This is a genomic window from Novosphingobium sp. BL-S-33, from assembly GCF_056857025.1.
Genome location: NZ_CM166474.1, coordinates 144,146 through 168,417 on the forward strand (window position 1 = coordinate 144,146; position 24,272 = coordinate 168,417).

General features: G+C 64.9%; 24 protein-coding genes and 1 tRNA gene. 15 read left to right on the forward strand and 10 right to left on the reverse strand.

Features of this window, described 5'->3' with window-relative positions; all coding sequences use genetic code 11:
* The first annotated feature begins 64 nt into the window (after positions 1–64).
* From AC1VVM_RS00565 to AC1VVM_RS00575, 3 genes are all read left to right on the forward strand, one after another.
* Positions 65–700 carry a TetR/AcrR family transcriptional regulator gene (locus AC1VVM_RS00565; RefSeq protein ID WP_132387489.1) on the forward strand — a complete coding sequence of 212 codons (636 nt, stop codon included), beginning with the start codon at positions 65–67 and terminating at the stop codon, positions 698–700.
* Positions 701–842: 142 nt separating this feature from the next.
* A complete protein-coding gene (locus AC1VVM_RS00570) occupies positions 843–1,484 on the forward strand; it encodes a L,D-transpeptidase family protein (protein ID WP_482904833.1) in 642 nt (213 codons plus the stop codon).
* Between the two features lie 310 nt (positions 1,485–1,794).
* Positions 1,795–2,805 carry an IS30 family transposase gene (locus AC1VVM_RS00575; RefSeq protein ID WP_482955596.1) on the forward strand — a complete coding sequence of 337 codons (1,011 nt, stop codon included), beginning with the start codon at positions 1,795–1,797 and terminating at the stop codon, positions 2,803–2,805.
* Positions 2,806–2,867: 62 nt separating this feature from the next.
* Here the strand turns inward: AC1VVM_RS00575 and tilS are convergent, their stop codons facing one another.
* The 5 genes from tilS to AC1VVM_RS00600 form a co-directional block, all read right to left on the reverse strand.
* On the reverse strand, positions 2,868–3,869 hold the full coding sequence (gene tilS, locus AC1VVM_RS00580) for a tRNA lysidine(34) synthetase TilS (protein ID WP_482904835.1): 1,002 nt from the start codon (positions 3,867–3,869) through the stop codon (positions 2,868–2,870).
* On the reverse strand, positions 3,850–4,806 hold the full coding sequence (locus tag AC1VVM_RS00585) for a tetratricopeptide repeat protein (protein ID WP_482905127.1): 957 nt from the start codon (positions 4,804–4,806) through the stop codon (positions 3,850–3,852). The genes tilS and AC1VVM_RS00585 overlap by 20 nt, the downstream gene beginning before the upstream one ends.
* A gap of 270 nt (positions 4,807–5,076) precedes the next feature.
* A complete protein-coding gene (locus AC1VVM_RS00590) occupies positions 5,077–6,042 on the reverse strand; it encodes a helix-turn-helix domain-containing protein (protein WP_482955597.1) in 966 nt (321 codons plus the stop codon).
* Between the two features lie 236 nt (positions 6,043–6,278).
* Entirely contained in the window at positions 6,279–8,555 is a 2,277-nt protein-coding gene (gene ptsP, locus AC1VVM_RS00595; RefSeq protein ID WP_482904837.1) for a phosphoenolpyruvate--protein phosphotransferase, read from the reverse strand.
* A gap of 190 nt (positions 8,556–8,745) precedes the next feature.
* A complete protein-coding gene (locus AC1VVM_RS00600) occupies positions 8,746–8,901 on the reverse strand; it encodes a DUF465 domain-containing protein (protein WP_482955598.1) in 156 nt (51 codons plus the stop codon).
* Between the two features lie 290 nt (positions 8,902–9,191).
* Between AC1VVM_RS00600 and AC1VVM_RS00605 the strand changes: the two genes are divergently transcribed.
* The 4 genes from AC1VVM_RS00605 (at position 9,192) to AC1VVM_RS00620 (ending at position 12,685) form a co-directional block, all read left to right on the forward strand.
* Positions 9,192–9,389, forward strand: a complete 198-nt coding sequence (locus AC1VVM_RS00605) for a YdcH family protein (protein WP_132387146.1) — start codon at positions 9,192–9,194, stop codon at positions 9,387–9,389.
* Positions 9,390–9,678: 289 nt separating this feature from the next.
* A complete protein-coding gene (locus AC1VVM_RS00610) occupies positions 9,679–10,146 on the forward strand; it encodes a DUF1465 family protein (RefSeq protein WP_482904838.1) in 468 nt (155 codons plus the stop codon).
* A 330-nt stretch (positions 10,147–10,476) separates the two neighbouring features.
* Positions 10,477–11,559 (forward strand): IS5 family transposase, encoded by a 1,083-nt coding sequence (locus AC1VVM_RS00615; RefSeq protein WP_482905110.1) that lies wholly within the window; start codon positions 10,477–10,479, stop codon positions 11,557–11,559.
* Between the two features lie 130 nt (positions 11,560–11,689).
* On the forward strand, positions 11,690–12,685 hold the full coding sequence (locus AC1VVM_RS00620) for an IS30 family transposase (protein WP_482956369.1): 996 nt from the start codon (positions 11,690–11,692) through the stop codon (positions 12,683–12,685).
* Between the two features lie 55 nt (positions 12,686–12,740).
* On the opposite strand, the gene glpK is transcribed toward AC1VVM_RS00620, so the two are convergent.
* A complete protein-coding gene (glpK, locus tag AC1VVM_RS00625) occupies positions 12,741–14,219 on the reverse strand; it encodes a glycerol kinase GlpK (RefSeq protein WP_482955599.1) in 1,479 nt (492 codons plus the stop codon).
* Positions 14,220–14,287: 68 nt separating this feature from the next.
* On the opposite strand from glpK, the gene AC1VVM_RS00630 reads away from it, so the two are divergent.
* The 3 genes from AC1VVM_RS00630 to nadA all read left to right on the forward strand — a co-directional run bounded on the left by AC1VVM_RS00630 (position 14,288) and on the right by nadA (position 17,086).
* Complete coding sequence (locus AC1VVM_RS00630; RefSeq protein ID WP_482955600.1) at positions 14,288–15,175, forward strand: MBL fold metallo-hydrolase; 888 nt, start codon at positions 14,288–14,290, stop codon at positions 15,173–15,175.
* A 110-nt stretch (positions 15,176–15,285) separates the two neighbouring features.
* On the forward strand, positions 15,286–15,996 hold the full coding sequence (locus AC1VVM_RS00635; protein ID WP_482955601.1) for a hypothetical protein: 711 nt from the start codon (positions 15,286–15,288) through the stop codon (positions 15,994–15,996).
* Positions 15,997–16,099: 103 nt separating this feature from the next.
* Complete coding sequence (nadA, locus tag AC1VVM_RS00640) at positions 16,100–17,086, forward strand: quinolinate synthase NadA (RefSeq protein WP_132387156.1); 987 nt, start codon at positions 16,100–16,102, stop codon at positions 17,084–17,086.
* Between the two features lie 509 nt (positions 17,087–17,595).
* On the opposite strand, the gene AC1VVM_RS00645 is transcribed toward nadA, so the two are convergent.
* A complete protein-coding gene (locus AC1VVM_RS00645; protein ID WP_482905801.1) occupies positions 17,596–18,762 on the reverse strand; it encodes an IS110 family RNA-guided transposase in 1,167 nt (388 codons plus the stop codon).
* Between the two features lie 214 nt (positions 18,763–18,976).
* Between AC1VVM_RS00645 and AC1VVM_RS00650 the strand changes: the two genes are divergently transcribed.
* Positions 18,977–19,318 (forward strand): hypothetical protein, encoded by a 342-nt coding sequence (locus AC1VVM_RS00650; protein ID WP_482904843.1) that lies wholly within the window; start codon positions 18,977–18,979, stop codon positions 19,316–19,318.
* A gap of 225 nt (positions 19,319–19,543) precedes the next feature.
* Positions 19,544–19,630 (forward strand) — tRNA-Leu (locus AC1VVM_RS00655).
* A gap of 91 nt (positions 19,631–19,721) precedes the next feature.
* Here AC1VVM_RS00655 and AC1VVM_RS00660 read toward each other — a convergent pair.
* On the reverse strand, positions 19,722–20,603 hold the full coding sequence (locus AC1VVM_RS00660; RefSeq protein WP_482955602.1) for an NTP transferase domain-containing protein: 882 nt from the start codon (positions 20,601–20,603) through the stop codon (positions 19,722–19,724).
* Positions 20,604–20,761: 158 nt separating this feature from the next.
* On the opposite strand from AC1VVM_RS00660, the gene AC1VVM_RS00665 reads away from it, so the two are divergent.
* The 3 genes from AC1VVM_RS00665 (at position 20,762) to AC1VVM_RS00675 (ending at position 22,339) form a co-directional block, all read left to right on the forward strand.
* Positions 20,762–21,322, forward strand: coding sequence for a response regulator (locus AC1VVM_RS00665; RefSeq protein ID WP_482955603.1), 561 nt, complete (start codon positions 20,762–20,764; stop codon positions 21,320–21,322).
* Positions 21,273–21,440 carry a LuxR C-terminal-related transcriptional regulator gene (locus tag AC1VVM_RS00670; RefSeq protein ID WP_482955604.1) on the forward strand — a complete coding sequence of 56 codons (168 nt, stop codon included), beginning with the start codon at positions 21,273–21,275 and terminating at the stop codon, positions 21,438–21,440. The genes AC1VVM_RS00665 and AC1VVM_RS00670 overlap by 50 nt, the downstream gene beginning before the upstream one ends.
* 206 nt (positions 21,441–21,646) lie before the next feature.
* Entirely contained in the window at positions 21,647–22,339 is a 693-nt protein-coding gene (locus AC1VVM_RS00675; RefSeq protein WP_482904846.1) for a DUF3313 family protein, read from the forward strand.
* Between the two features lie 320 nt (positions 22,340–22,659).
* Here the strand turns inward: AC1VVM_RS00675 and AC1VVM_RS00680 are convergent, their stop codons facing one another.
* Positions 22,660–23,601 carry a MipA/OmpV family protein gene (locus AC1VVM_RS00680; protein WP_482955605.1) on the reverse strand — a complete coding sequence of 314 codons (942 nt, stop codon included), beginning with the start codon at positions 23,599–23,601 and terminating at the stop codon, positions 22,660–22,662.
* Positions 23,602–23,692: 91 nt separating this feature from the next.
* A complete protein-coding gene (locus AC1VVM_RS00685; RefSeq protein WP_482955606.1) occupies positions 23,693–24,247 on the reverse strand; it encodes a GNAT family N-acetyltransferase in 555 nt (184 codons plus the stop codon).
* Positions 24,248–24,272: the final 25 nt, after the last annotated feature.

Sequence of the window (24,272 nt, forward strand, 5' to 3'; positions counted from 1 at the left end):
TATTGAACATTTGCCAAGGGGCGGTTGCGGGTCTAGCTGTGTCCCTGTGAGCACAGATGCCCCCCTGCCCCCGGCCGACATCGCACCGGAAGAGCGGCTCGCCTCGGCCAAGACCCCACGCACCGAGCGCGGCCGTAAAACCTTGCGCAAACTGCTCGACGCGGCGGCGGTGGAGTTCGGAGAGCGCGGATTTCACGAAGCCTCAATCACCGGCATAACCCAGCGCGCGGGCACGGCGCTGGGCAGTTTTTATACCTACTTCGATTCGAAGGATGAGATCTTCCGCGCGCTGGTGGACGACCTCAGCGGCAAAGTCCGGCAGGCCGCGCGCGAGGCGCTGCGCGAGCCGCTGCCCGCGTTGGAAACCGAACGGGCCGCGCTCACCGCGTTCCTCCAGTTCGCCCGTGATCACAAGGAAATCTACCGCATCATCGACGAGTGCGAATTCGTCGATCCGGCCAGCTTCCGCATCCACTACGAATCGACGGCAAGGCGCATCACGGAGCGGCTCGGCGAAGGCGTCCGCAAGGGCGAACTGCGCGAAGGCCTGGGCGAAGCGCATGCCTGGGCGATCATGGGCATGAACGTGTTCCTGGGCCTGCGCTACACCGTCTGGTCGGACGAAATGCAGCCTGAAGACGTTGCCGAACTTGCCAATTCGATCCTGCGCAAGGGCATCGCGGCTCCGGAAAGCAGCTAACCGACTAACATAACATGTTAACACTTTGGCTGGTAAGCAGTCTCACAACGAGACGCCATTAGTTAACACTCTGGCAACTTCCGCGATTCCGCGCGATAAGCGTCTCGTGGAAAACAACGCTCATCCCCGCAAGCGCGCCCCGATGAGGGCCCGGCTCCTCCTCGCTTCGGCGGCACCTGCCCTGGCGGTGATCGCGGGCGTGCTGGTCATGGCCATGCAGCCCTCAACCCCGGCCAGCGCCGAGGCGACATTCCATCCCGCCGCGAAGACCGCGCCCGCTCCGGCGCAAGCTGCGAGCCCGAAAACGGCGGCCGACAGCGCTTTCGTCATCAAGCGCATCCTGCCGATCGAAGGCGCGATCAAGTACGGCGAATGGCACTGGGACGAAGCGGGCGTGCCTGCCGGTCCGATCGTCATCACCGTGGACCTCGACGCCCGCGTGCTTTCGGTGTTCCGTGACGGCTACGAGATCGGCGCGACTGCGGTACTGCTCGGCACCGAGGACACGCCTACTCCGCTCGGCGTGTTTCCGATCACCGAGAAGGACAAGGATCACGTCTCGAACATCTACACCGGCGCGCCGATGCCCTACATGCAGCGCCTGACCAACGACGGCATAACCCTGCACGGTTCGGAAGTGGCCAAGGGCTACGCCAGCCATGGCTGCGTCGGCATGCCGGACGATTTCGCCGCCAAGCTGTTCGCGGTGACCAAGCTGGGCGACAAGGTCTACATAACGCGCGGCAAGCAGGCCGGTTTGGGTGACGATCTGGTTGGGGCGTGAGTTTGGCGAAAGCTACCGCATTCCGTCCCTCTCCTCCTTCGTCATTGCGAGCGTAGCGAAGCAATCCAGGGGGCGCATTAGGCCGCTCTGGATTGCTTCGCTACGCTCGCAATGACGAAAGGAGGGGGGACCGCTTTCTGCAATCGACGGAAAGGTGGGGCCTGCCCCCCACAAACCTCACAATCACAACACTCCGTCGCCCCCGCGAAGGCGGGGGCCCCGCTTCCTTCTGCAACCTCTCGCATGTCGCAAGAAAAGCGGGATCCGCCAAGTTCACAAACGAAGTGCAACACCAGGTTATGGTGTTGTCATGGGAAGAGCTTACGAACAGCTTGATCTGGAAGAGCGGTGTACGATTGCCCGTCTTCATGAAGACGGGCAATCGCTGCGCCAGATCGCGGCAGCTCTGGATCGCTCGGCATCGACGATCTTTCGGGAGCTGAAGCGCAACAGCGGCAGCACGGTGGGCTATCGGCCCGGCTATGCGCAAGAGCAGGCGCGCGCCCGGCGCTGGTCGGGCATGCGCCTCGAACGCGATCAGGCCTTGCGCGAGGGCGTGCTGGGCCGCCTCGCGGCCGGCTGGTCACCCGAGCAGATCGCCGGCCGCATGGCCCGCGAGGCCGGCGTGCGTATCATCAGTCACGAGAGCATCTATCGCTTCATCCATGCCCAGATCAGGCGGACGAACGATCGATCATGGCGCCATTATCTGCCCCGCGCCAAGGCCCGCCGCGGATGGCGCCGCAAGCCCGGCGGATCCTCGGTCCGCTTCATCGCCAAGCGCCAACCCATCGCCATGCGCCCGGGCGAGGCCGCGGATCGGTCCCGGCCCGGCCACTGGGAGGCCGACTTCATGCTCTTCGCCCGATACGGCCAGGCCATCCTCGTCGCCCATGAACGCTCCTCGCGCTACACCCTGATCTGCCATCCGCCCGACCGAAAGGCCCGGCGCACCGCCGACCTGCTCGCCGCCATGCTGCGGCCCTGGCCCGCCGCCTTGCGCCAAACCCTGACCCTCGACAACGGCACCGAGTTTGCACAGCACCACAGGTTGCACCGTCTCGGCATCGATACGTTCTTCTGCGACCCCCACGCCCCATGGCAAAAGGGCGGCGTCGAAAACGCCATCGGCCGCCTCAGACGCGACCTGCCGCGCAAGACCAACATCGAGGATCTCTCGCCTGCCCACTTTGAGGACATCATCCAACGCTACAACAATACACCGCGAAAATGCCTCGACTTCAAAACACCCGCCGAGGCATGCTCTCTTCAACCGTTGCACTTCGAATGTGAATCCACATCCCCGCCTGCGCGGGGATGACGGATTTGAACTTAGGAACTGCCGAACGCGCGACTATGTGATCGAAGAACGGATCGCCGCAGTCAGCCCTTGATCTTCTTAGCCGCCCGCACCGGTGCTTTCGCGAAGCTCCAGCCCCCAGCATTCGGCCTCACCACGAGTTCCCCGATCGAAGCGGGCTTGCCCTCACACAGGGCATCGAACAACCGCGCCACCGCGCTTCCGCGCGGCTCTTCGCCGCCCAATTCGGCCACGCAACGCGCCAATACGCGCAGCGCGATGGCACGCGGAGCCTGAGGGCGGTAACGCAGCCCCATCGGCTCTTTCTTGACGCAAGACCGCCATTCAAGCGCGGCCATCCATTCCAGCGCCGCATCCGCATCCGCGAGATTCTCGGCACTGCGCGCCACGGCGGCCACGTCGAGCCAGTCCGCCTCGGCCAATGCCTTGCGGATGCGCACGCGGTCGAATCTATCGTTGGCATTGCTGGGATCGTCGACCGCCGAAACGCCCGCCGCCGCAACGACTGCGCCCAGTTCCGCGCGCCGCCATTCCAGCATCGGTCGCAAGAGCGGGATCGCAGTTTCCGGCACCCGCCCGCGCCCGCGCGTTCCGGCGAGCCCGGCGACGCCGCTGCCCCGGTTGAGCCGCATCAGCAGCGTCTCCGCCTGATCGTCGGCATGGTGCGCGGTAGCGAGCGCGGAAAGGCCGCGTTCGGTCACCCAGCCCGCCATCGCCGCATAGCGCGCGGCGCGTGCCTCGGCCTGCACATTGCCCGGCGCGACCGTCACCGCCAGCGTTGCATGGGGTATTCCGAGGCGCTCGCAGAGCAGCGCCACATCGGCGGCCTCGCGCGCGCTTTCAGGGCGCAGGCCGTGATCGACCGTTGCCGCCTCCACCCGTCCGGGCAGCGCGGCGGCCGCGAGCAGCAACAATGCGGTGCTGTCCGGCCCACCGGAAACGGCCACACCCAATCGCGTGGCCTCTTGGCCCAGCTCAGGCCAGACCGCGTCCAGCCCGGACCGGAAGCGGGAAACCGCTTCCGGTGCCGGGATCAGCGCGGGATCAGGAACAGGCAAGTCCACTGCGCGTGGTATCGTAAAGGCCCTTCAGACGACCTGCCGCCTCGGCCGCATAAGTCTCGCTGAACTCGGCCAGTGCGATGCAGGCACGCTTGGTGTCCTTCATCTGCTTCATCGAGATGGCGAGGTACAGCAGGCTGTCCGGCGCACGGTCGCCGCGCTTGTCGGCCTGGTAGTTCTGGACGAACCACTTGGCGGCCTCAAGCGGCTTGCCATCGTCGAGATAGGCGCGGCCCAGCAGGTTGCGGCCCCAGCTGACGCGGGCATGCTTGGGGTACTGTTCGAGATAGAGCTTCAGCTGCTGCTCCGCCTCGGGGTAGAACTTGGCTTCCCACAAGCGATAGCCGTAGGAATATTCATCGTCCGCCGCATCGCCCGACTGCGGCTTGGCAATCGCCTTGACCCCATCGACGCGCGCGTTGGACGGGCCGACCGGCCGGGTCTCTACCGCGGGCTTGAGTTCGGCAGGCTTGGTGCTCGGCCGCACTACTGCCGGCTGGGACACGTTGCCGTTCGTCGCCGTGAAGTTCGCCGGCATTGCGCCGGGACCGGCCGGCGCTGCGGGCTGCGGATCGACCGGAGCGGGCGCAGGCGCCAGCGCCGCCATCTTCGCTTCAAGCTGGTTGATGCGGTTGGTGTTCTGTTCGACCTGGCCGGTCAGGCGCGCCATCTGCCCTTCGATCGCATCCATGCGCACGAGCACGTCGCTCAGCGGCGTGGTAGCGGGCTGGCCGGGCGCCGCAGGCGGCGCGGCAGCCGGAGCGGTGATCTCGGGCGAGAAATACTTGCCGTCCGAACCGGGGAATACCTTGCGCTGAAGTGCGCGCACTTCGGCCTCGACCTTCTTGAGGCGGGCATCGGGCGAGACATCCTCGGCCTGCGCGGGCAAGCTGATGCCGACAAGCGCGAGTGCGACCACGCCGGTAGCGGCAAGCCGCATCCGCCGCACGGTGGTCAGGGAAAGCGCCTTGTTGCCGAAACCCTGCGATCCCAGTGAAGAAATCATTGCCTAATCAACTCCGTCTCGGACGATGCCCGTTGACACGCCCTCTTTACGCCAACCGCTTCTGCGCGGCAGGCTGATCGCCCGGCGAGTTGGCTCTCAACAGGCCGCTTGCGACCGAGGCTGCCTCGCTCGTTCCGAACGGGACATTAACCAATGCCTGCCGACAGAGACGTGCCGCAAGACGCCCGTCCTGTCGAGGCGGGGCTATTCGGAAGTCGTGGAAAGCGGCGTGACGGCAGGCGCCGGAGCGTCAGCCGCACCGCCCGCCGGCATCGCTGCCGGGCTCGGGGCCGCGGCCGTCGTCACCGGAACCGTCGCGCCCGCCGAAGCACGCGCCGGGGCGCCCGGAACGGTGGCAGCGGCCTGCGGATTGGTCCGCGCAATAAGATCGGCCGGGACCAGCGACACGTTCGACATCGTCATCGGCTTGCTGGCAAGCGGCGGCAGCGTGCGGCCACCGACCGTGATCGCCAGCGCATCGGGACGGCCGAGGCGAAGCTTCGGCGCTTGCGCGCCTTCCGGCACGGTCCAGGTCTCGCCCTTCTTGAGCGTGGTCTCGACAAGGCGGGTGCCGGTACCATCCGTCACGCGCAGCCAGACGCCTTCTTCCGTCGCGGTCAGCACGACCGGCCCGGTGGTGGGTGCGGCCGTCGGCGTCGCCACGGGAACCGGCACGGCCACATGGGTCGGCGCGGGTGCAGGCTGCGGCGAAATCAGGTCGGGCAGCTTGCCCTCGGGCGAGAGATAGCTGCTCCAGAACACCACCAGCAGCGCAACCACGACCAGCGCGCCAAGACCGGCGATCCAGGCCAGCTTGGCCGAAGGAACACGGGCCGGATCGCCCGGCTCGAAATCGTGGACCACCACCGGCTCGCGGCCGCCATCGGCTTCAAGCTGGCGATGCACGATATCGGCGATCACCTTCTCGTCCAGCCCGAGCGCGCGCGCATAGGCGCGCGAAAAGCCCACGGCATATGTGCGCGCGGCCAGATCCCCCAGGCGGTCTTCCTCGATCGCGGCCAGGTGCCGTTCGGCGATCTTGGTCTGCGTGGCGATGTTGGCGCGGGTCAGTCCCGCAGCCTCGCGCGCGCGGCGCAGCACAGGGCCGACAGTCGTTGCTGCCTGCTCGCCCGCCTGCCCAGTCGCGTCTTGATTTTCGACGTGTTCCATTCCGCTCCCGAAGGGAATTTCGCTAAAAGTGATAGTTCCGAACCGGGATCGACATCAAGCCGGGTGGCCCCTCAAAGTCAATCGGGGCCCCGGCTATTCTCTCAGAAATCTGCGGCGGATGCGACCCCGTGCACGGTGAGTACCCTTCCCGCAAGGCAAACCGGCGCAAATACCCGTGCAAGCTCAGTCGTTTCGCGACGACCGGAGCCGCTGGAACGACAAGCGCCGCGAATGGATCAATCCACCGCTATATCGCGCTCCGCCGCCCATGCCGTCAGCGCCGCGCGCAAGTCGGGCGGGGGCGAAGCCAGCCATCCCTCGACCGCGGCACCGATCTCGGCGAGATCGACTTTGCCGATCAGTTCCTTGACCGGGCCGACAGAGGCCGGCGTGATCGACAATCTGTGGATACCCAGCCCCAGCAGCGCCAGGGCTTCGAGCCGGCGGCCGCCCATCTCGCCGCAGACCGCGATCTCGACATTGTGCCCCTCGCAACTGCGTACGACCCGGCGCAGGAAGCGCAGGATCGCCGGGCTCAGCCAGTCGTAGCGCTCGGCAAGCTTGGGATTGGAGCGGTCGGCCGCGAAGAGGAACTGGGTGAGATCGTTGGTGCCGATCGACAGGAACGAGATCTTCGGCGCCAGAATGTCCAGCTGCTCCGCCAGCGCGGGCACTTCCAGCATGACGCCGTAGTGGATCGCCTCGGGCAAGGTCTTCTTCTGCTTGCGCAGATAGGCAAGCTGCCGCTCGAAGACTTCCTTGGCCTGATCGAACTCCCACGGTTCGGCCACCAGCGGGAACATGACGTGAAGCGTGCGGCCCGCCGCCGCTTCGAGCAAGGCGCGCGCCTGGACCTTGAGCAGCCCCTCGCGCTCCAGCGCGACGCGCAGCGCGCGCCAGCCCATCGCCGGGTTTTCCTCACCCTCGCCGTCGTCGTGGCGCAAGTACGGCAGGGTCTTGTCGCCGCCGATGTCGACCGTGCGGAACTTCACCGGCTTGTCGCCCGCCGCCTCCATCACGTCGCGATAGAGCCGCGTCTGCCGCTCGCGCGAGGGCAGCGTCGCGGAGACGAGGAACTGGAATTCGGTGCGGAACAGGCCGATGCCGTCGGCGCCGGTCATCGTCAGGTTGGCGATATCGTCGCGCAGGCCCGCGTTGATCATGACCTGGATGCGCGTGCCGTCGCGCGATGTCGGGTGCACGTCGCGCAGCGCCGCATAGCCGGCCTGCCGCTCACGGCTCTTGGCGAAACGCGCCTCGAACGCCTCGACCACACCGGCCGGCGGGCGCACCATCGCGGTCGCCTGATCGGCATCGAGCAGCAACTGGTCGCCCTCGCGTACCACGCCGCGCAGGCCGCGCACGCGGCCGAGCACCGGGATACCCATCGCCCGCGCCACGATCACGACATGGCTGGTGAGCGAGCCTTCCTCAAGGATCACGCCCTTGAGGCGGCGCTTGTCGTATTCCAGCAGTTCCGCCGGGCCGAGGTTGCGCGCAATCAGGATGGCGTCGTTGCGCAAACCCATCGAGGCCGCCGTGCCAAGCTGGCCGGAAACGATGCGCAGCAGGCGGTTCGCCAGATCCTCCAGATCGTGCATGCGGTCCGCCAGCAGCGGATCGTCGATCTGACGCATGCGCATGCGGGTGCGCTGCTGCACGCGCTCGATGGCGGCTTCGGCGGTGAGGCCCGAATCGATCGCTTCGTTGATGCGCCGCGTCCAGCCTTCGTCGTAGGCAAACATGCGATAGGTCTCTAGGACCTCCTCATGCTCGCCGCCGACGCCGAATTCGGCCTGGCTGGACATGCGGTCGATCTGTTCGCGCATCTTGTCGAAGGCGAGGATCACGCGCTGGCGTTCGGCCTCGGTATCCTCGGCAACGATATGCTCGATAGTGACGCGCGGCTGATGGTAGACAGCCACGCCCGAGGCGAGGCCCTTGACCAGCGCCAGCCCGCGCAGCTGCTGCGGGCCCGACTGGAGCGAACCAGCGGCGTTGACATCTTCCTCGTCGATGAGGTCGGCATTGGTGATCAGCTCGGACAGCACCATGGCCACCGTCTGCAGCGCCTCGATCTCGACTTCCTCGTAGCGGCGCGGCTCGACATGCTGGACGCAGAGCACGCCCACCGCCCGTTCGCGCCGAACGATCGGCACGCCTGCGAAGGAGTGGAAGCGATCCTCGCCCGTCTCGGGGCGATAGGAAAAGTCCGGGTGGGCGGCCGCCTCGGCAAGGTTGAGCGTCTCGATCCGGTCGGCGATCATGCCGACGAGGCCTTCCGCCACCGCCATGCGGGTGACGTGCACGGCCTCCTGCGCAAGGCCGCGCGTGGCATAGAGTTCGAGCATCCCCTCGCGCAGCAGATAGACGGAGCAAACCTCGCTATTGAGGCACTCGCCGATCACTTCCACCACGTTGTTGAGCTTGGACTGCGCGTGGTTGCGCGAGGCCATGACCTCATGGAGGCGGGTGAGGATATTCCGGGCTGCTTCGACGGCTCCGCTGGTCATGGCTACCCGACTAACCGAAAGCGCACGCTTTGGAAACGCGGCAGACCCATGAAATCAGCCATTATCTTGAAATCGGCACTTATCGCACGAGCGGCCGATAAGGCTTCGCGTGCCGGAGCGCCCTTCGGGGGCCTGGGTGCGGGGGCGGCGCCCGAAAAAAGGCGCCGCCGACAGCACGGTCAGAATGCGCTCAGTGGCGCGACAATTCCTCCTTGAGCTTGAGCTTTCGCTTCTTGAGGGCCTGGATCATCACGGCGTCAGGCATCGGGCGGCTCATTTCGTCATGAATCTGACGTTCTATTCCGGCATGCTTGAGCTGCAGCGCGCTGACGTGACGACTATCCATGGACAGTTCTCCTCTTCTCGGGGGGTGAAGCCCGTACCCGCGACCGCCTTCTTGCGAAGGCTGAATCGTCGAATTTCCGACGACCGAATGTTCTGTTCACCGCGGTTTGGTACGGCGCTTTTGGCGACTCGGCATCGTGCAGATGCGGCGCGAAAGGGATCGAACCATATTCGCGCCATCTTGCGAAGAGTGTGAATGCTTCATATCGGTGAATCGCGTGACACCTGCGCCAAGCGGGGGCCCGCAAAAATCACCGTGAAACGGCCAAATCGAGAGTAGGGATTCCCTGAGTGACCGAAGAGGAAATGCGCAAGCGCCTCGAAATACTCAAGATCGAGCACCGCGATCTCGATGCCGCCATCGACGCGCTCAACGCGGCGGGGGCCGGTGATCAGTTGCAGATTGCCCGTCTGAAAAAACGCAAGCTGAAGCTGAAAGACCAGATCTCGCTGATCGCGGACTACCTGATCCCCGACATCATCGCCTGACCGGCCCTGCCCAACTCCGAGTCGCTTCCCGGCCCGCGCCTTTGCGACCGCCGCTGGCTCGCGGCCTTCGCCTTGATGGTCCGGGCGTGCTCTTGCAGGGGCAGCGGAGAGCGGCCGTAGCTGGACGCCAGCCCGCGAAATCCGACTCGAGATCCAAATGTTCCCAATGAATTCAGTTAACAAGCGTTAGGCACGAAGCGTACCGAACGGGGACAATCGCGAAATAGGTTTGGAAATTTACCTTTGGGCAGTTGCTCGCGAGTCGTTGTTAAGAAATATCGACCGTCGAATGTCCGAACCCGCGATCATAAACCCACGCATCGTCGAAGCGCTCTATGCAGAAGCGCTGCTGCTTTCCGACGAGGTGCGCCATGCCTTCTCGTACTCGGGGCGGCTGAGCGGCGTGCCGCCTTGCGAGGACGATTTCGCCCGCGTCGCGCTGTCCAGCGAGGGGCTGCGCACGACCACGCGGATGATGCATGCGATCGCCTGGCTGCTCAATCACCGCGCCTATTTCATGGGCGAAATCAGTGAGTTCCAATTGCGTCGTCATGGTCGGTTGTCTCCGGTGATGCGTCAGTCCGATGCCCGGCAACTGGCCTTGCTGGAGCCTGAAATCATCCGGCTGGTCGAACGCACCCGCCGCTTCTATGACCGTCTGCTGCGGCTCGAAGGCAGTTGGAAACTGGCCGACGAAAACACGCCCAGCGTCATCGAACGCCTGCGCGAACGCATCGAACAGCGCCTCGCCAGCTGACAGTCGCGGACTGTACCCGAACGACACCTAAAGCGACCTGAGCGGCCAATAGAATTCGGCGCCACATGTCGCCCGATGATGCCCCCAATTTTGACGGCGAGCTCTCGGTTTCAAAACATCGTCGCCCCCGCGAAGGCGGGGGGCCCGCTTCTTTGCGACCTCTCGCCCCGCACAACAGAAGCGGGATCCGCCAAGTTCACAAACGAAGTGCAACACCAGGTTATGGTGTTGTCATGCGAAGAGCTTACGAACAGCTGGACACCTCGAAAAACCGCTGGCGCCTAGCGGCTTGAGCTGATTCACTGCCTTTGCACGACGGTGGAGGCGATGATGGCGGGACAGCCGAGTTTCTTCGATCTTTCGGACCGATACGAGGCGTTGAGCGCGGCAGGCGATCCACTTGAACGGCTTGCGACTGTCGTCGACTTCGAGGTTTTCCGCGGTCCGTTGGTAGCAGCACTGCGGCGGAGTGTCCGCGGCAAGGGCGGCAGGCCGCCGTTCGATCCGGTCCTCATGTTCAAGATCCTGGTACTGCAGGCGCTCTACTCGCTGTCTGACGAGGCCACCGAGTTCCAGATTAAGGATCGCTTGTCGTTCCAGCGCTTCCTAGGGCTCGGGCTCGACGGCACGGTGCCGGACGCAACGACGGTGTGGCTGTTCCGCGAGAGGCTGGTCAAGGCCAAGGCGATCGACAGGCTGTTCGCTCGCTTCGATGCCGCGCTCACCGAGCGGGGCTATCTCGCCATGGGTGGGCAGATCATCGACGCCACGGTCGTGCCGGCACCCAAGCAGAGGAACACCGAGGCCGAGAAGATGGCGATCAAGGATGGCCGAGTGCCCGAGGACTGGAAGCCGGCCAAGATCAGGCAGAAGGATCGCGATGCGCGCTGGAGCGTCAAGTACACCAAGGCCAAGGTGAAGGAGGGCGCTGATCCCAAGGCAGCGAAGCCGGTTGACCTCGCTATCCCGATGTTCGGTTACAAGAATCACATCGGCATCGACCGCGCTCATGGCCTCATCCGCACCTGGGACGCGAGCGCCGCCAATGCCCACGACGGCGCGCGGCTGCCTGAGGTGGTCAGCAAGGACAACACCGGCTCGGGCGTTTGGGCCGACACCGCCTACCGGTCCAAGAAGAACGAGGCCTTCCTCGCCAAGGGCATGTTCACCAGCCACATCCATCAGAAGAAGCCGCCACGTCGGCCGATGCCCGAGCGCATCGCCAGGGCCAATGCGAAGCGCTCCGCCGTGCGCTCAGCAGTCGAGCACGTGTTTGCCGGCCAGAAACACCGCATGCGGCTTGTCGTTCGCACCATCGGCATCGCCCGCGCCCGCATCAAAATCGGAATGGCGAACCTCGCCTATAATTTCCAACGCCTCGCCTGGCTTGAGGGGCGAACTGCGCCCGCGTGACGCCGAAAACCGGCCTTAAGGCCGTCCATCACCCGAAAATCACAAGATCAGGAGGACGAAACAGAGGCCCACCGGGCCCTCCCGCGCCGTCACGTCAAAATCATGCCGATTTCAGACAGTTCTTCGAGGTATCCAGCTTGATCTGGAAGAGCGGTGTACGATTGCCCGTCTTCATGAAGACGGGCAATCGCTGCGCCAGATCGCGGCAGCTCTGGATCGCTCGGCATCGACGATCTTTCGGGAGCTGAAGCGCAACAGCGGCAGCACGGTGGGCTATCGGCCCGGCTATGCGCAAGAGCAGGCGCGCGCCCGGCGCTGGTCGGGCATGCGCCTCGAACGCGATCAGGCCTTGCGCGAGGGCGTGCTGGGCCGCCTCGCGGCCGGCTGGTCACCCGAGCAGATCGCCGGCCGCATGGCCCGCGAGGCCGGCGTGCGTATCATCAGTCACGAGAGCATCTATCGCTTCATCCATGCCCAGATCAGGCGGACGAACGATCGATCATGGCGCCATTATCTGCCCCGCGCCAAGGCCCGCCGCGGATGGCGCCGCAAGCCCGGCGGATCCTCGGTCCGCTTCATCGCCAAGCGCCAACCCATCGCCATGCGCCCGGGCGAGGCCGCGGATCGGTCCCGGCCCGGCCACTGGGAGGCCGACTTCATGCTCTTCGCCCGATACGGCCAGGCCATCCTCGTCGCCCATGAACGCTCCTCGCGCTACACCCTGATCTGCCATCCGCCCGACCGAAAGGCCCGGCGCACCGCCGACCTGCTCGCCGCCATGCTGCGGCCCTGGCCCGCCGCCTTGCGCCAAACCCTGACCCTCGACAACGGCACCGAGTTTGCACAGCACCAAAGGTTGCACCGTCTCGGCATCGATACGTTCTTCTGCGACCCCCACGCCCCATGGCAAAAGGGCGGCGTCGAAAACGCCATCGGCCGCCTCAGACGCGACCTGCCGCGCAAGACCAACATCGAGGATCTCTCGCCTGCCCACTTTGAGGACATCATCCAACGCTACAACAATACACCGCGAAAATGCCTCGACTTCAAAACACCCGCCGAGGCATGCTCTCTTCAACCGTTGCACTTCGAATGTGAATCCACATCCCCGCCTGCGCGGGGATGACGGAATTAGGTTGGTCGCTTTTCGATCAGGGCAATGGTCTGCCCGCTCGTCCCGCTCAGACGGAACTCAGAGCCTTATTCCACGCCGCGATCCGGCGGGCGCGTTCCTCTTCCGTCATATGCGGCGCGAAGCCGCTGCGCTCACCGGCCATCGCGCTTGCCGCAGCCTCCAGATTCGCAAAGAGCCCTGCCCCATACGCCGCCAGAATCGCCGCACCGAGCGCAGTGGTCTCGACGAAGCCGGGCCGCTCCACCGGAATGCCGAGCACATCGGCGATGTCCTGTGCCATCCAGTCGTTGGCGCTCATGCCGCCGTCGATCCTGAGGTGCGTCCAGCGCGCGCCGTCGGCGGCGAAAGCCTCGGCCAGATCGCGCGTCTGCATCGCCATCGCTTCCAGCGCCGCGCGGGCGAGGTGGGCGCGGCTGCTCGCGAAGGTCAGCCCGGTGATCGCCGCGCGCGCATCCGGCCGCCAATGGGGAGCGCCAAGTCCCGATAGCGCCGGAACGATAACCACCCCGCCACTGTCCGGAACCGAGCGCGCCAGCACCTCGGTCTCGCCCGCCGCGTCGATCAGGCCTAGGCCGTCGCGCAGCCACTGGACCAGACTGCCCGCCACGAAGACCGATCCCTCCAGCGCGTAAATCCGCTCTCCGCCCAACTGGTACAGCACTGTCGCCAGCAGCCGGTGGCGCGAGGCGGGCACTTCGCGGCCCATGTTGGCGAGCACGAAGGCCCCGGTGCCATACGTCGCCTTGGTCGCGCCGGGCATGAGGCAGCCCTGCCCGATGGTCGCCGCCTGCTGATCGCCCGCGACGCCGGTGATCGGGATCGCCGCGCCCAGCCATTCGGGCCGCGTCGTGCCCAGCAGGCCCGCGCTGTCGCACACGTCCGGCAAGGCGCCGCGCGGCACCCCGAAAAGATCGCCCAGCCCCGCGTCCCACGAGGCTCCTGCCAGCGCCATCAGCGCCGTACGGCTGGCATTGCCCGCATCGGTCAGGTGCGCGCCGCCGGTCAGCTTGAACAGCAGCCACGAATCGATCGTGCCCAGCGCCAGCGTCCCGGCATCGGCCGCCGCGCACACGGCGGGCTCATGATCGATCAGCCAGCGCATCTTCGTGGCCGAGAAATAGGGATCGAGCACCAGCCCGGTCGCCCCCTGCACCGCCGCCTCGTGCCCGGCCTCGCGCAGCGCGGCGCACATCGCCTCGGTCCGCCGGTCCTGCCAGACGAGCGCGCGGGCCAGCGGCTCGCCGCTCACCTTGTCCCAGGCCACCACGGTTTCGCGCTGGTTGGCCAGGCCGACAGCGGCAATCCGGGCCGCCCCGCCCACTTGTGACACGGCATGGCGCGCGCAGGCCAGCACGCTCTGCCAGATTTCCGATGCATCGTGCTCCACCCAGCCGGGCTGCGGGTAATGCTGCGTCAGCGGGCGCTGCGCGGTGGCGCGTACGCTGCCGTCGAGCGCGAAGACCATCGCCCGGTTGGAGGTGGTCCCGGCATCGATCACCAGGATCAGTTCGCCCTCACCCGCCATGCAACTCCCCTTTTCGCACCTTTATACGCGACCTCGACACCGGAGCCGCGAATGACCATATCGGCCAGATGAACGCACCGGACCTGATCGACAAGCCTTACGCCGTCTCCGAGCGGATTGCCCCGCTCGTACGGCGCGTGCTCGCGCGCAATCCTTCGCCGTTCACCTATACCGGCACGCAGACTTATATCGTCGGCGACGCCGCCGAAGTCGCGGTGATCGATCCCGGCCCGGCCGACGACGAGCATATCGAGGCCATCCTCCACGCCGTCGGCTCCGCGCGTGTGGTGGCAATCGCCTGCACCCATACGCATCGCGACCATTCGCCCGCCGCCGCCCCGCTCAAGGCCCGCACCGGCGCGCCAATCATCGGCTGCGCGGCGCTCACGCTCGACGACGATGGCCCTCGCGCCGACGCCGCCTTCGATGCCGACTACCGGCCCGACCGGGTGCTGGCCGATGGCGAGACGATCTCCGGAGACGGCTGGACGCTGGAAGCCGTGGCCACCCCCGGCCACACCTCCAACCACTTGTGCTTCGCACTCGTCGAGACGGGCGCCGTGTTCACCGGCGATCACGTGATGGGCTGGTCCACCAGCGTCGTCTCCCCGCCCGACGGCGACATGACCGCCTATCTCGAAAGCCTGTCCAAGCTCTACGAGCGCCAGCAGGACACGATCTATTTCCCCGCCCACGGTCCGGCCGTGGAAAAGCCGCGTCAGCTCGTGCGCGGCATGATCGGCCACCGCCGCCAGCGCGAACGCCAGATCCTGAAGCAGATCGCGGCGGGCCACCACTCGATCGGCCAGATGGTGCCGCTGATGTACAAGGGCGTCGACGAACGGCTCTGGCCCGCTGCGGGGCGCTCGGTTCTGGCCCATCTGATTGATCTGGAAAGAAGAAGCCTTGTAAAGCGCGAAGAAGAGGACTGGACGCTCGTCGCGCCGAATTCGTAATTCGTCGAACGGGTATATGACCTGAACCCCAATTCACGTATTCTCCGCAAGTATTGACAGCGCCGAAACGCAATACGGCGCAAGAACAATGCAATGCTTGGGGAGAATTCATGGCGACTTTGCCTCAGGCGCGGATCGGCGCCTTTTCGTTCTGGCAGAAGCTGGCAATCGGGCTTTCACTGTTCATCGTCTTCGCCTTTGCGCAGTTCGGCCTGCGCGGCTTTGTCGATTATGCCCATGCGCCGCTGGTCATGCACTTGCATGGCATGGCGATGCTGACATGGCTGGCGCTGCTGACTACGCAGTCCTTGCTGGCCGGAAGGGGCGGGCTGGCGATCCATCGCCGGCTTGGCTGGGCCAGCGCGGTCATGGTGCCGACGGTCGTCGCCCTGGCCAGCGCGCTGTGCTTCACCGCGCTTCGGCTGCACATGTATCCACCGTTCTTCACGCCCGCCTATTTCCTCGCGCTGGTCCATGTCGAGGCGGCGTTCTTCGCGCTGCTGGTGGCCATGGCAGTGGCGCGGCGCGGGCAGAGCGACTGGCACAAGCGGCTGATGGTCGGCTCCACCGTGCTCCTGATGGAACCGGCGCTCGGCCGCCTGCTGCCGATGCCGCTGATCGTGCCGTGGGGCGAATGGCTCTCGATGGTGATCCAGCTTGGCGTCGTGCTGCTGATCGTCCGCCACGACCGGCGCGAGATCGGCCATGCCCATCCGGCCACCATGGCCGTGGCCATGACCGTGATCCTCAGCCACGTGATCGTCGAACTGCTGGCGATCACCCCCTGGTGGATCGCTCTGGCGGACCGCATCGCGGCCTGAGCTTTTTCTGCTTGGGCATTCCGGCAAGCCTCCCTAGATAGGCCCCGAATTCCGGCACCGGACTTTCCAACACCGGGCCGCACCGGCCAGACAGAGAGACACCATGACCGCAATGCCCGCAAACCTCTCCGGACTCGACTTGCGCGCCGAGATCGAACGGCTGCGCAAGGAGCGCAACGCGGTTATCCTTGCGCACTATTACCAGCGCCCGGAATTGCAGGACATTGCGGACTTCGTGGGCGACAGCCTCGAACTCAGCCGCAAGGCGGCCGAAACCGATGCCGACGTGATCGCGTTCTGCGGCGTCAAGTTCATGGCGGAGACCGCCAAGATCCTCAGCCCCGAGAAGATCGTGGTGCTGCCGGACATGGAAGCCGGTTGCAGCCTTGAAGATTCGTGCCCGCCGGAAAAGTTCGCCGCCTTCCGCGCCGCACACCCGGATCATATCGCGCTGACCTACATCAACTGCTCGACCGAGGTGAAGGCGCTGTCCGACATCATCGTCACCAGCTCCAGCGCCGAGACGATCCTTCAGCAGATCCCTGCCGACCAGAAGATCATCTTCGGGCCGGACCGTCACCTTGGCGGCTATCTCAGCCGCAAGTTCGGGCGCGAGATGCTGCTGTGGCCGGGCGTCTGCATCGTGCACGAGGCGTTCAGCGAGACCGAGCTGCTCAAGCTCAAGGCGCAGCACCCCACGGCGCCGATCGCGGCGCATCCGGAATGCCCGCCGCATATCGTTGACCACGCGGACTATGTCGGTTCGACCAGCGGCATTCTGAACTATGCGAAGACGGTGGAAGCCGACACGCTGATCGTCGCCACCGAGCCGCACATCATCCACCAGATGCAGCTGGCGATCCCGAACAAGACCTTCATCGGCGCGCCGGGTGCGGACGGCAACTGCAACTGCAACATCTGCCCTTACATGGCGCTCAACACGATGGAGAAGCTCTACATCGCGCTTCGCGACCTGGAGCCGCGCGTGGAGATCGACGAACAACTGCGCCTCGACGCCAAGCGCAGCCTCGACCGCATGCTCGACATGGCGAGCGGCACGGTGGGCAAGGGCGATCTCGGCAGCCGTTGAGGTTTTGAAGTGATAGGGGCGGCCCTGCAGGCAGAGCCGCCCTTCACCCACGTCCGATTGCCAACACGCTTATCAAAACTCACCCGTCGCCCCCGCGAAGGCGGGGGCCCCGCTTTTCTTCGACGCCCAGCCAATAGGGTTCACGCGGAGGCGCGGAGACGCGGAGAAAACGGTTTTCCTGTCGCACGTAACCTCGGCGCACCTGCGCCTTCCCCCTCACATGGGGAGCTTTGTGTCAATCGTCGGTCTAGCTACGGCATTTGCTGTCTCTCGATATCAGATCCATGGTCTGAGCCTGTTGCAACAAGCGTCCCATCAACCGGTCCGCTCTAACCTCACATCCGGTCGCCGCTCATGCACGGCTACACCACAATCCCGCTTGCGTCGGGTTTGGCTCAGGAAAACGGGACCAACCTTTTTATCGGCAATCGAAGCCAAGGGGGATCGACGGTCCGTCTACCTGGATCCGGCGGGTGTCGCCCCGCAGGAAATCTTCTATGAGTACCCAGTCAGGCTGCTTTGAGGATTGCGCCCTTTGGCACGACGCCAGCGGAATTGAATTGCCACAGCGCGATCAGCAACTTGCGCGCGAGAGCCACTATCATCACGCGGCGGACGCGGCCGCCGTTGGTTCGCACCCGCTCCTCATACCAGAGTGTCAGTTCTGATGTTGGTTGATGTCGCAGCCACAGCCATGCGACTTGGATCATCGTGACGCGCAGCCGTTTATTGCCCGCTTTGGACACCCCTTGCTCTCGGTCCATCGCACCACTTTGCCACGGCGATGGCGCCAGTCCCGCATAGCTGGCGACCTGTCGTCGATTACTGAAGCTGCGGAACAACCCCTCGGCATGAAGCACGCCAGCGAATTCCGGGCCGATACCGCGCAATTGAAGCAGACGAGCGCTGGCCGACGCTGACGCTGGAGCCTCTTCGATCGCCGTGTCTAGTTCCAGCATCGCATCGCGTTCCCGCTCAACGTCTTTGATCTGCCCCAGAACCAACTCCAACCGGTCTAGCTCGCGCTCGATCTCATTCTTGAGATGGCGTGGCAACGGTCGTCCGTCGCCGGTAGTGAGCTCTTCCAACCGAGCCCGCCGGTTGGTGCGCAGCGGCTCGTAGTCGCCCACTCCTTGCGCGAACAGCAGGCCTTTCACTCGGTTAACGTGCCGGATGCGCTCGATCACCAGCGAGCGTCGCTCCCGGCAGATGCGACGGCGGTCTTCGTCTTCGACGCTTGGTACTGCGACCATCGCGCAGACCCTCGGCTCTCCACGTTTATAGGCGAGCAACGTACGGACCAGGGCCTCACCGTCGAGCTTATCCGTCTTCGCACGCCGACTCCGTCGCGAAGCCGCGATCGAGGCTGCATCGACGACGTAACTCTCGATTCCTTCGCACATGAGGCAACGGTGTATCCAGAAGCCGTCCAGTCCAGCCTCCTGAATAACGACCAATGGGTACTGCTTGCCGGTCCGCTCGCGCGCTTTGGCTTGTAACTGCGCGAACCGCTCGAGGAGGACAGGCACATCACCGCCCTTCACCTGGTGCCGCGAAATGCGCTCGCCGCGCCCCGGCAACAGAGACGTCACCAACCAAGTGGAACGGCTCAGCTCCAATGACACAAAGATCGCATTTAACTGAGTGCTGACGGCGGCATGGGATAAACCGGACATGGAGAGCCTCCTTGACGATAAAGCGGGGAGGTCAGTGTGCCTTAACTAGCGCCAACCCGCGCCCATGGGATCTTTTTTCTTCTCCGCGTCTCCGCGCCTCCGCGCGAAACCATTTCAGGTCCGACCGACACCAGCCCTTGATCACATTACAATATCCGCGCCAGAGTACCGATGAGCGGGACAAAGTCCGCAGCCACAGGGAATTGCGGACGAAATGAATCTTCAGCTCGATTTGCCCACTCTTTTCACCGGCCTCACGCTGCTTTTCGCGGCACTGAAGCTCAGCCCCCTGCCCTATCTGTGGTGGCGGCTGCGTCATGTCGAAAACCTGCTCGATGACCGACCGACGGCAGCGCTTTACCTTACGTCCAAACTTTCCGGCGTGTTGGCGGTGGCATTTGCCGTGAGCGCGGCGGCCAGTTCCGGCCGCCGGATCGAATCGATCCTCCTGTCCCTGCTCCTGGTCGTGGGTGGTGCATTGACGATGTGGAGCATTCTCGGCCGCCTTTCGGGCACCTTCAAAGGGCTAATGCCCGTTGCGCGAACACCCGACTGAAGCGGCCCCGGAGGCTCGGCGAATCAGGCGTCCCTGCACTCGCAACCCGGCCCGCAATTTTCTTTCATGCCGGAAACCGCGAAATTCCGCGGGTTTTAGCCCGAAATTGGGAAAATAATGCCCTGTGAATAAATAATCGAACCCGAATCGCTTGCAGGGTCCGAAGCTCCTTGCTAGTGGCGCGCTCCTACCACGGAGCGGTAGCAATACAGCTCCGGTGATTATGCGGTCGTGGCGGAATTGGTAGACGCGCAACGTTGAGGTCGTTGTGGGCGAAAGCCCGTGGAAGTTCGAGTCTTCTCGACCGCACCATCACCCTAAATCGGAATTGATAAAAGCCTTCGGGCACCTTCCGATTTTCTTTCCCTGATACTTGGAACTACCCTTAGGGGCCCTGCTCCGGTCAGGCGAATGCGGCTTTTGAGCTGCCGCTACTCTCCCGCTTCAGATCCGTCACTTCACCGGCATCGCCCAGCAGTTCGCGCACGATCGCGTATGTCCGCTCGTCGTCGACATCGATCGCCTGCGTGCCGTCCGCCAGCACCACCGCGCGCACCCGCATGCCCAGCCGCCGCGAGGCGCGCACGATGGCGCCTGCCAGCGTCTCCATGCCCAGCCGTACCATCACGAAGCCCACAAGCCCGATCGCGCGCCAGATCCGCAGCGCCTCCCGGTCCGTCCGCACGCCGCGAAACACTTTCACGGCATCGACGAAATGCGCGGAGGCCATGCCGTAGAGGTCGCAAGCCGCATAGTCGCCATCATGCAGCGTGATGAAGCCGCGCTGGGCGCCCGGATGTGCAGCCTCCACCGCCGCGCGGCTGGTCAGCGCGAAAGCGACATCCGCCGTTTCCAGCGCCTCGATCATCACATCGATCGACTCTGCGGACAGCAGCGCATGGTCGGCAGTGGTGACCAGCAGCGGCCCGTCCCAATCCTTTGCCGCCGCGCGCACGCTGGAGGCGATGTCCGCCTGCGCCTCCACCAGTGCCACGGTGCCGCGCCCGGGAAGCTGGGTCAGCACGTCCCACACGGGATCGAAGGCCTCGCGCTCCACGCAGATGGCGAGGCTGGTGACACGCGGATGCTGCGCGGCGGTCTGCAATACGTGCGCGATCAGCGGGCGCCCCGCCAACGGGACGAGGCAGCGGTGGCTCTTGCCGAACCGCGCGGCCAGCGCATCCGCGCCCCGGCTGGGGGCGCCGGGTCCGTGCCCGGCAAGCACGATCAGCCGCAGCGGCTGCGGTTCATCGTCGCGGCTGTCAGGGAGATCCGAAGAAGCCATTACCTATGCGGCTATGCCGCGCGCGTGTGACAGGCCCGTGACCCTTCGCGCCCTTCCCTGCCCCCAAAAGCGGTGTTTGCTCCAGACCCGATCCAGCGCCGATGGTGCTCCCGCCGCAGGCGGGGTAGAACCCCGAAAGACCACAGGGGGAGAACAATGTGGCCGCGGACTTCGTGAGCCCGGAGCGGGTGCTGATCGTCGACGACCATGCGCTGGTCCGCGATGGCCTGCGCACGGTCTTCGAACAGGCCTTCCCGGGCTGCGAGGTGCTGGACGCGGCGGACCTTGCCGAAGCGTTGGACAGGATGGAGAGTTCGGGGAAAGACATCGGTGAACAGGGCGGCGATGTCGATCTTGTTCTGCTGGACCTCCTGATCCCCGGGATCGAGGGGCTATCCGGCCTGGAAACCCTGCGCGGCCGCTTCCCGACGGCGCCGGTGGTGATCGTCTCGGGCGTCTCCGACCCACAGGCCGTGCGCAGCGCGCTGGCCGCGGGCGCCGCCGGGGTCGTGCCGAAATCGCTGAGGCGCGACCAGCTTGTCGAGGCCCTGCGCCTGGTACTGGCGGGCGGGATCTATCGCCCGGAACTCCTCGCCGGAGACCCCTACGCGGCCGAGGACGCCTCGATCCGCGCGCGGATAGATAGCCTGGACACCGCAGCAACGCGTGGTGCTCGGCCAGCTTGCGGCGGGCAAGCTCAACAAGCAGATCGCCTATGAACTGGATGTCTCGATGACGACGGTGAAGGCCCATGTCTCGGCGATTCTGCAGAAGATTTATGTCTTCAGCCGGACGCAGGCAGTGATCCTTGTCAACCGGATCGATTTTCGCGGGTAGGTGAGGTTGGGCGAGCCCATGTTACGCTGTACAAAAGGCTGCCTGTCGAAATGGAATTGTCGCGGTAAATTGCGGTGACGCGGGTTTCTCCCGATAATAAAATGCAGTCAAAAGAGCTAAATCCCTGCGTTCAGTCTCATAACAGCCTCCGCTTGAGCTGCCGCCAATGCGCCACCAAGCCGGCGCTGACATATCGGGAGAATCCTATGCGCACGTCCCTGATCGCGTGGCTTGCAGGTGCCCTGATCGCAGTGAGCAGCCCGACATTTGCAGCAAAGCCGCCGGACACATGGGACGGCCTTGTGCGCGTAAGTGCCAAGCAGGTCGACGCCGTGTACCTGATGCCCGCCGCCGACTTTCGCACTTATACGAAAGTGATCATCGATACGCCGCAAGTCGCGTTTCGCAAGAACTGGCAGCGCGACTACAATAACGACAGGCGGGGCGCGTCCGGTCGCATTACCGACGAAGATATCCGCAAGGCCATCGACGAAGCCAGTGAGCGGTTCCGCGAGATGCTTGCCAAATCCTACGCCGAGGCAGGCTATGAGGTCGTCTCGCAGCCCGATCCCGCCGCCTTGCGGGTTTCGACAGCCATCCTCAATGTCAATGTCGTCGCCCCTGACGTGATGACCGCCGGCAGATCCCGCACTTACGCGGACGAAGCCGGCGAAGCGACACTCGCACTGGAAGCGCGCGATTCCGTTTCGGGAACGCTGCTTGGACGCGCACTGGACCGGCGCATTGCCGGCGACAACTCCACCTTCCGCCGCACCAGCGTTTCCAACCGGTCCGACTTCGACAGGCTTTTCTCGGTCTGGGCCAAGCTGAGCGTGGAAGGGTTGGCCAAACTGAAAGCAATGTCGCCGATCGATGCCAGCGGCGCCTCGCACAAGTAAGGGAGTAAAGGGCAGATGCGGCGAGGCCTGATACGCGCCTGGCGCGCGCCTAGGGTGAGCGGGTAAATTCCAGTCTGAACGGCAGAAAGGTTGGGGTTTTCTGACCCATTCCCTCCCTCGCCGCTCATCCTGAGCCTGTCGAAGGATGTGAGGTCAGCGCCACGCCCGCCGGGGGCTTCGACAAGCTCAGCCTGAGCAGGTTGGGAGGTCAGCCCATTGGCCCGATTTGGGAAGATGCAAAACTTCGTCCTCCTCCACGTCATCCCAGCTTCCGCAAGGGAGGCCTGCCCTCAGAACTCGCGCCCGAATATGCTCGCCCCCTAGAACGTGTAGGCGACACCCGCGCCCAACGTCCACTGGTTGGAACTGCCCCGCAATGACGTAAACGGCGTGCGCTTGCCGTCATTCAGCATCGCCGAATAGTTCAGCGCCGCGAACAGCGAGAAGCCGCCATCGGTGAAGTCACCCGAGAGGTCATAGCCTGCGAGGATACCCGCGCTCACGCTGCTCCAGCCGCCCTTCGCGTCGAATTCCGGCAAGCCGCTCTTGGCCGACTGTTCGGGCGTGACCGAGAAGTAATAGCGGGCGTATTTGTCATCGACATGGTGCGCGCGCACGTTGAGCGCGACGATCACCGCCTTGCTGAGCGGGGTCTTATACGTGATCCCGGGGCTCCAGGTCATGCCGTGGTAGGCATTCACATCCCACATCACGTCCGTCGAAAGCGTCAGGGAATCGTAGGGATTGAGCAGCCGGTTGGCGGTGACGCCGGTATTGACGCCGAATTCGATCGCCGGGTCGAGCTTGCCGAGCGATTTGACCACCGGGTCCTCGATATGCCGGACCCGGTTGTATGAAATCGACCCCACCGGGCCCAGTTCGAAGCCGAACTTCGCGTCCTTGCCGTCGGGGATCAGGTCCAGCGATACGCCGCGCGGGCGCGGGTTGATGTTTACGCCGTGAAACCGGCCCATCACGACGGGTATCGCCGAGAAGACCTGATCGTTGGAGCCCTGGTAGCTCGGCCCATAGAGGGCACCGACGCCGATGAGCAGATAATCGCCCTTCATCACGTCCTTGTGAGGCTTCGCGGCGCTGTCCGCACTATCGCCGCCGGCAGTGGCGGCATCGCTGCTGACATCGCTGGTCCCGGCCCCATCCTGCGCGGCGGCATCCTGCGCTGCTGCGGGGGCAAGCGGAAAGGCTGTGGCAAGCAGCGCGAAAGGTAGGCCAAGGGTAAGTGTAGTCGGCGGGAAACGCATGGGATTTCTCTCCATCCTTTCCCCACCAACGCCTGTCGCGCCGTGCGGTTGCGAGACAGCGCGCGTCAGCGGGTCGGGGTACGCCGCCCGTTCAGGTCACGGTCTCCTGCGGAAGCGACTGGTTTCCCTCGTCCAGTTGGCGCTGCATGATGAACACGTCGAGCCACTTGCCATGCTTCCACCCGGCACCCGCAAGTGTGCCGACCGGGCGGAAACCCGCGCGGGCATGGAGCACGACCGAGGCCGGTTCGCTTTCGGCAATCACCGCGAAGGCCTGCCGGAACCCCCGCGCCTCGCACTGGGCCAGCACCGCGCCGAGCAGGGTGCCGCCGATGCCGCGCCCGACGCTGGTGGGCTCGACGAAAATCGTGGTCTCGACACTGTAGCGATAGCCCACGCGCGGGCCGTAGCGATGCGCGAAGCCGAAACCGATCACGCGCCCGGTCTCTCCGCCGTCGCGCACCAGCACGAAGGGATAGCCGGCCTCCAGCGTGGCAGCGATGCGTCGGCGCGTTTCCGCTTCGCTCGGAGGCTCGGTTTCGAAAGTCGCGGTGCTTTCCAGCACGTAATGCGCATAAATTTGGGCGACCGCGGCGGCATCGTCCAGCCGGGCGTCGCAAACAGTCAGTTCCCCAGTCATCGTCATAAATATGCCGTAAACCTAACGGGCT

What these genes read in the sequence shown, in the direction of transcription:
- AC1VVM_RS00570 (WP_482904833.1), top strand. Translation starts at nt 843, where the DNA reads ATGAGGGCCCGGCTCCTCCTCGCTTCGGCGGCACCTGCCCTGGCGGTG.
- AC1VVM_RS00575 (WP_482955596.1), top strand. Translation starts at nt 1,795, where the DNA reads ATGGGAAGAGCTTACGAACAGCTTGATCTGGAAGAGCGGTGTACGATT.
- AC1VVM_RS00585 (WP_482905127.1), bottom strand. Translation starts at nt 4,806, where the DNA reads ATGCGGCTTGCCGCTACCGGCGTGGTCGCACTCGCGCTTGTCGGCATC.
- AC1VVM_RS00590 (WP_482955597.1), bottom strand. Translation starts at nt 6,042, where the DNA reads ATGGAACACGTCGAAAATCAAGACGCGACTGGGCAGGCGGGCGAGCAG.
- ptsP (WP_482904837.1), bottom strand. Translation starts at nt 8,555, where the DNA reads ATGACCAGCGGAGCCGTCGAAGCAGCCCGGAATATCCTCACCCGCCTC.
- AC1VVM_RS00600 (WP_482955598.1), bottom strand. Translation starts at nt 8,901, where the DNA reads ATGGATAGTCGTCACGTCAGCGCGCTGCAGCTCAAGCATGCCGGAATA.
- AC1VVM_RS00610 (WP_482904838.1), top strand. Translation starts at nt 9,679, where the DNA reads ATGTCCGAACCCGCGATCATAAACCCACGCATCGTCGAAGCGCTCTAT.
- AC1VVM_RS00615 (WP_482905110.1), top strand. Translation starts at nt 10,477, where the DNA reads ATGGCGGGACAGCCGAGTTTCTTCGATCTTTCGGACCGATACGAGGCG.
- glpK (WP_482955599.1), bottom strand. Translation starts at nt 14,219, where the DNA reads ATGGCGGGTGAGGGCGAACTGATCCTGGTGATCGATGCCGGGACCACC.
- AC1VVM_RS00630 (WP_482955600.1), top strand. Translation starts at nt 14,288, where the DNA reads ATGAACGCACCGGACCTGATCGACAAGCCTTACGCCGTCTCCGAGCGG.
- AC1VVM_RS00635 (WP_482955601.1), top strand. Translation starts at nt 15,286, where the DNA reads ATGGCGACTTTGCCTCAGGCGCGGATCGGCGCCTTTTCGTTCTGGCAG.
- nadA (WP_132387156.1), top strand. Translation starts at nt 16,100, where the DNA reads ATGACCGCAATGCCCGCAAACCTCTCCGGACTCGACTTGCGCGCCGAG.
- AC1VVM_RS00645 (WP_482905801.1), bottom strand. Translation starts at nt 18,762, where the DNA reads ATGTCCGGTTTATCCCATGCCGCCGTCAGCACTCAGTTAAATGCGATC.
- AC1VVM_RS00650 (WP_482904843.1), top strand. Translation starts at nt 18,977, where the DNA reads ATGAATCTTCAGCTCGATTTGCCCACTCTTTTCACCGGCCTCACGCTG.
- AC1VVM_RS00660 (WP_482955602.1), bottom strand. Translation starts at nt 20,603, where the DNA reads ATGGCTTCTTCGGATCTCCCTGACAGCCGCGACGATGAACCGCAGCCG.
- AC1VVM_RS00675 (WP_482904846.1), top strand. Translation starts at nt 21,647, where the DNA reads ATGCGCACGTCCCTGATCGCGTGGCTTGCAGGTGCCCTGATCGCAGTG.
- AC1VVM_RS00680 (WP_482955605.1), bottom strand. Translation starts at nt 23,601, where the DNA reads ATGCGTTTCCCGCCGACTACACTTACCCTTGGCCTACCTTTCGCGCTG.
- AC1VVM_RS00685 (WP_482955606.1), bottom strand. Translation starts at nt 24,247, where the DNA reads ATGACGATGACTGGGGAACTGACTGTTTGCGACGCCCGGCTGGACGAT.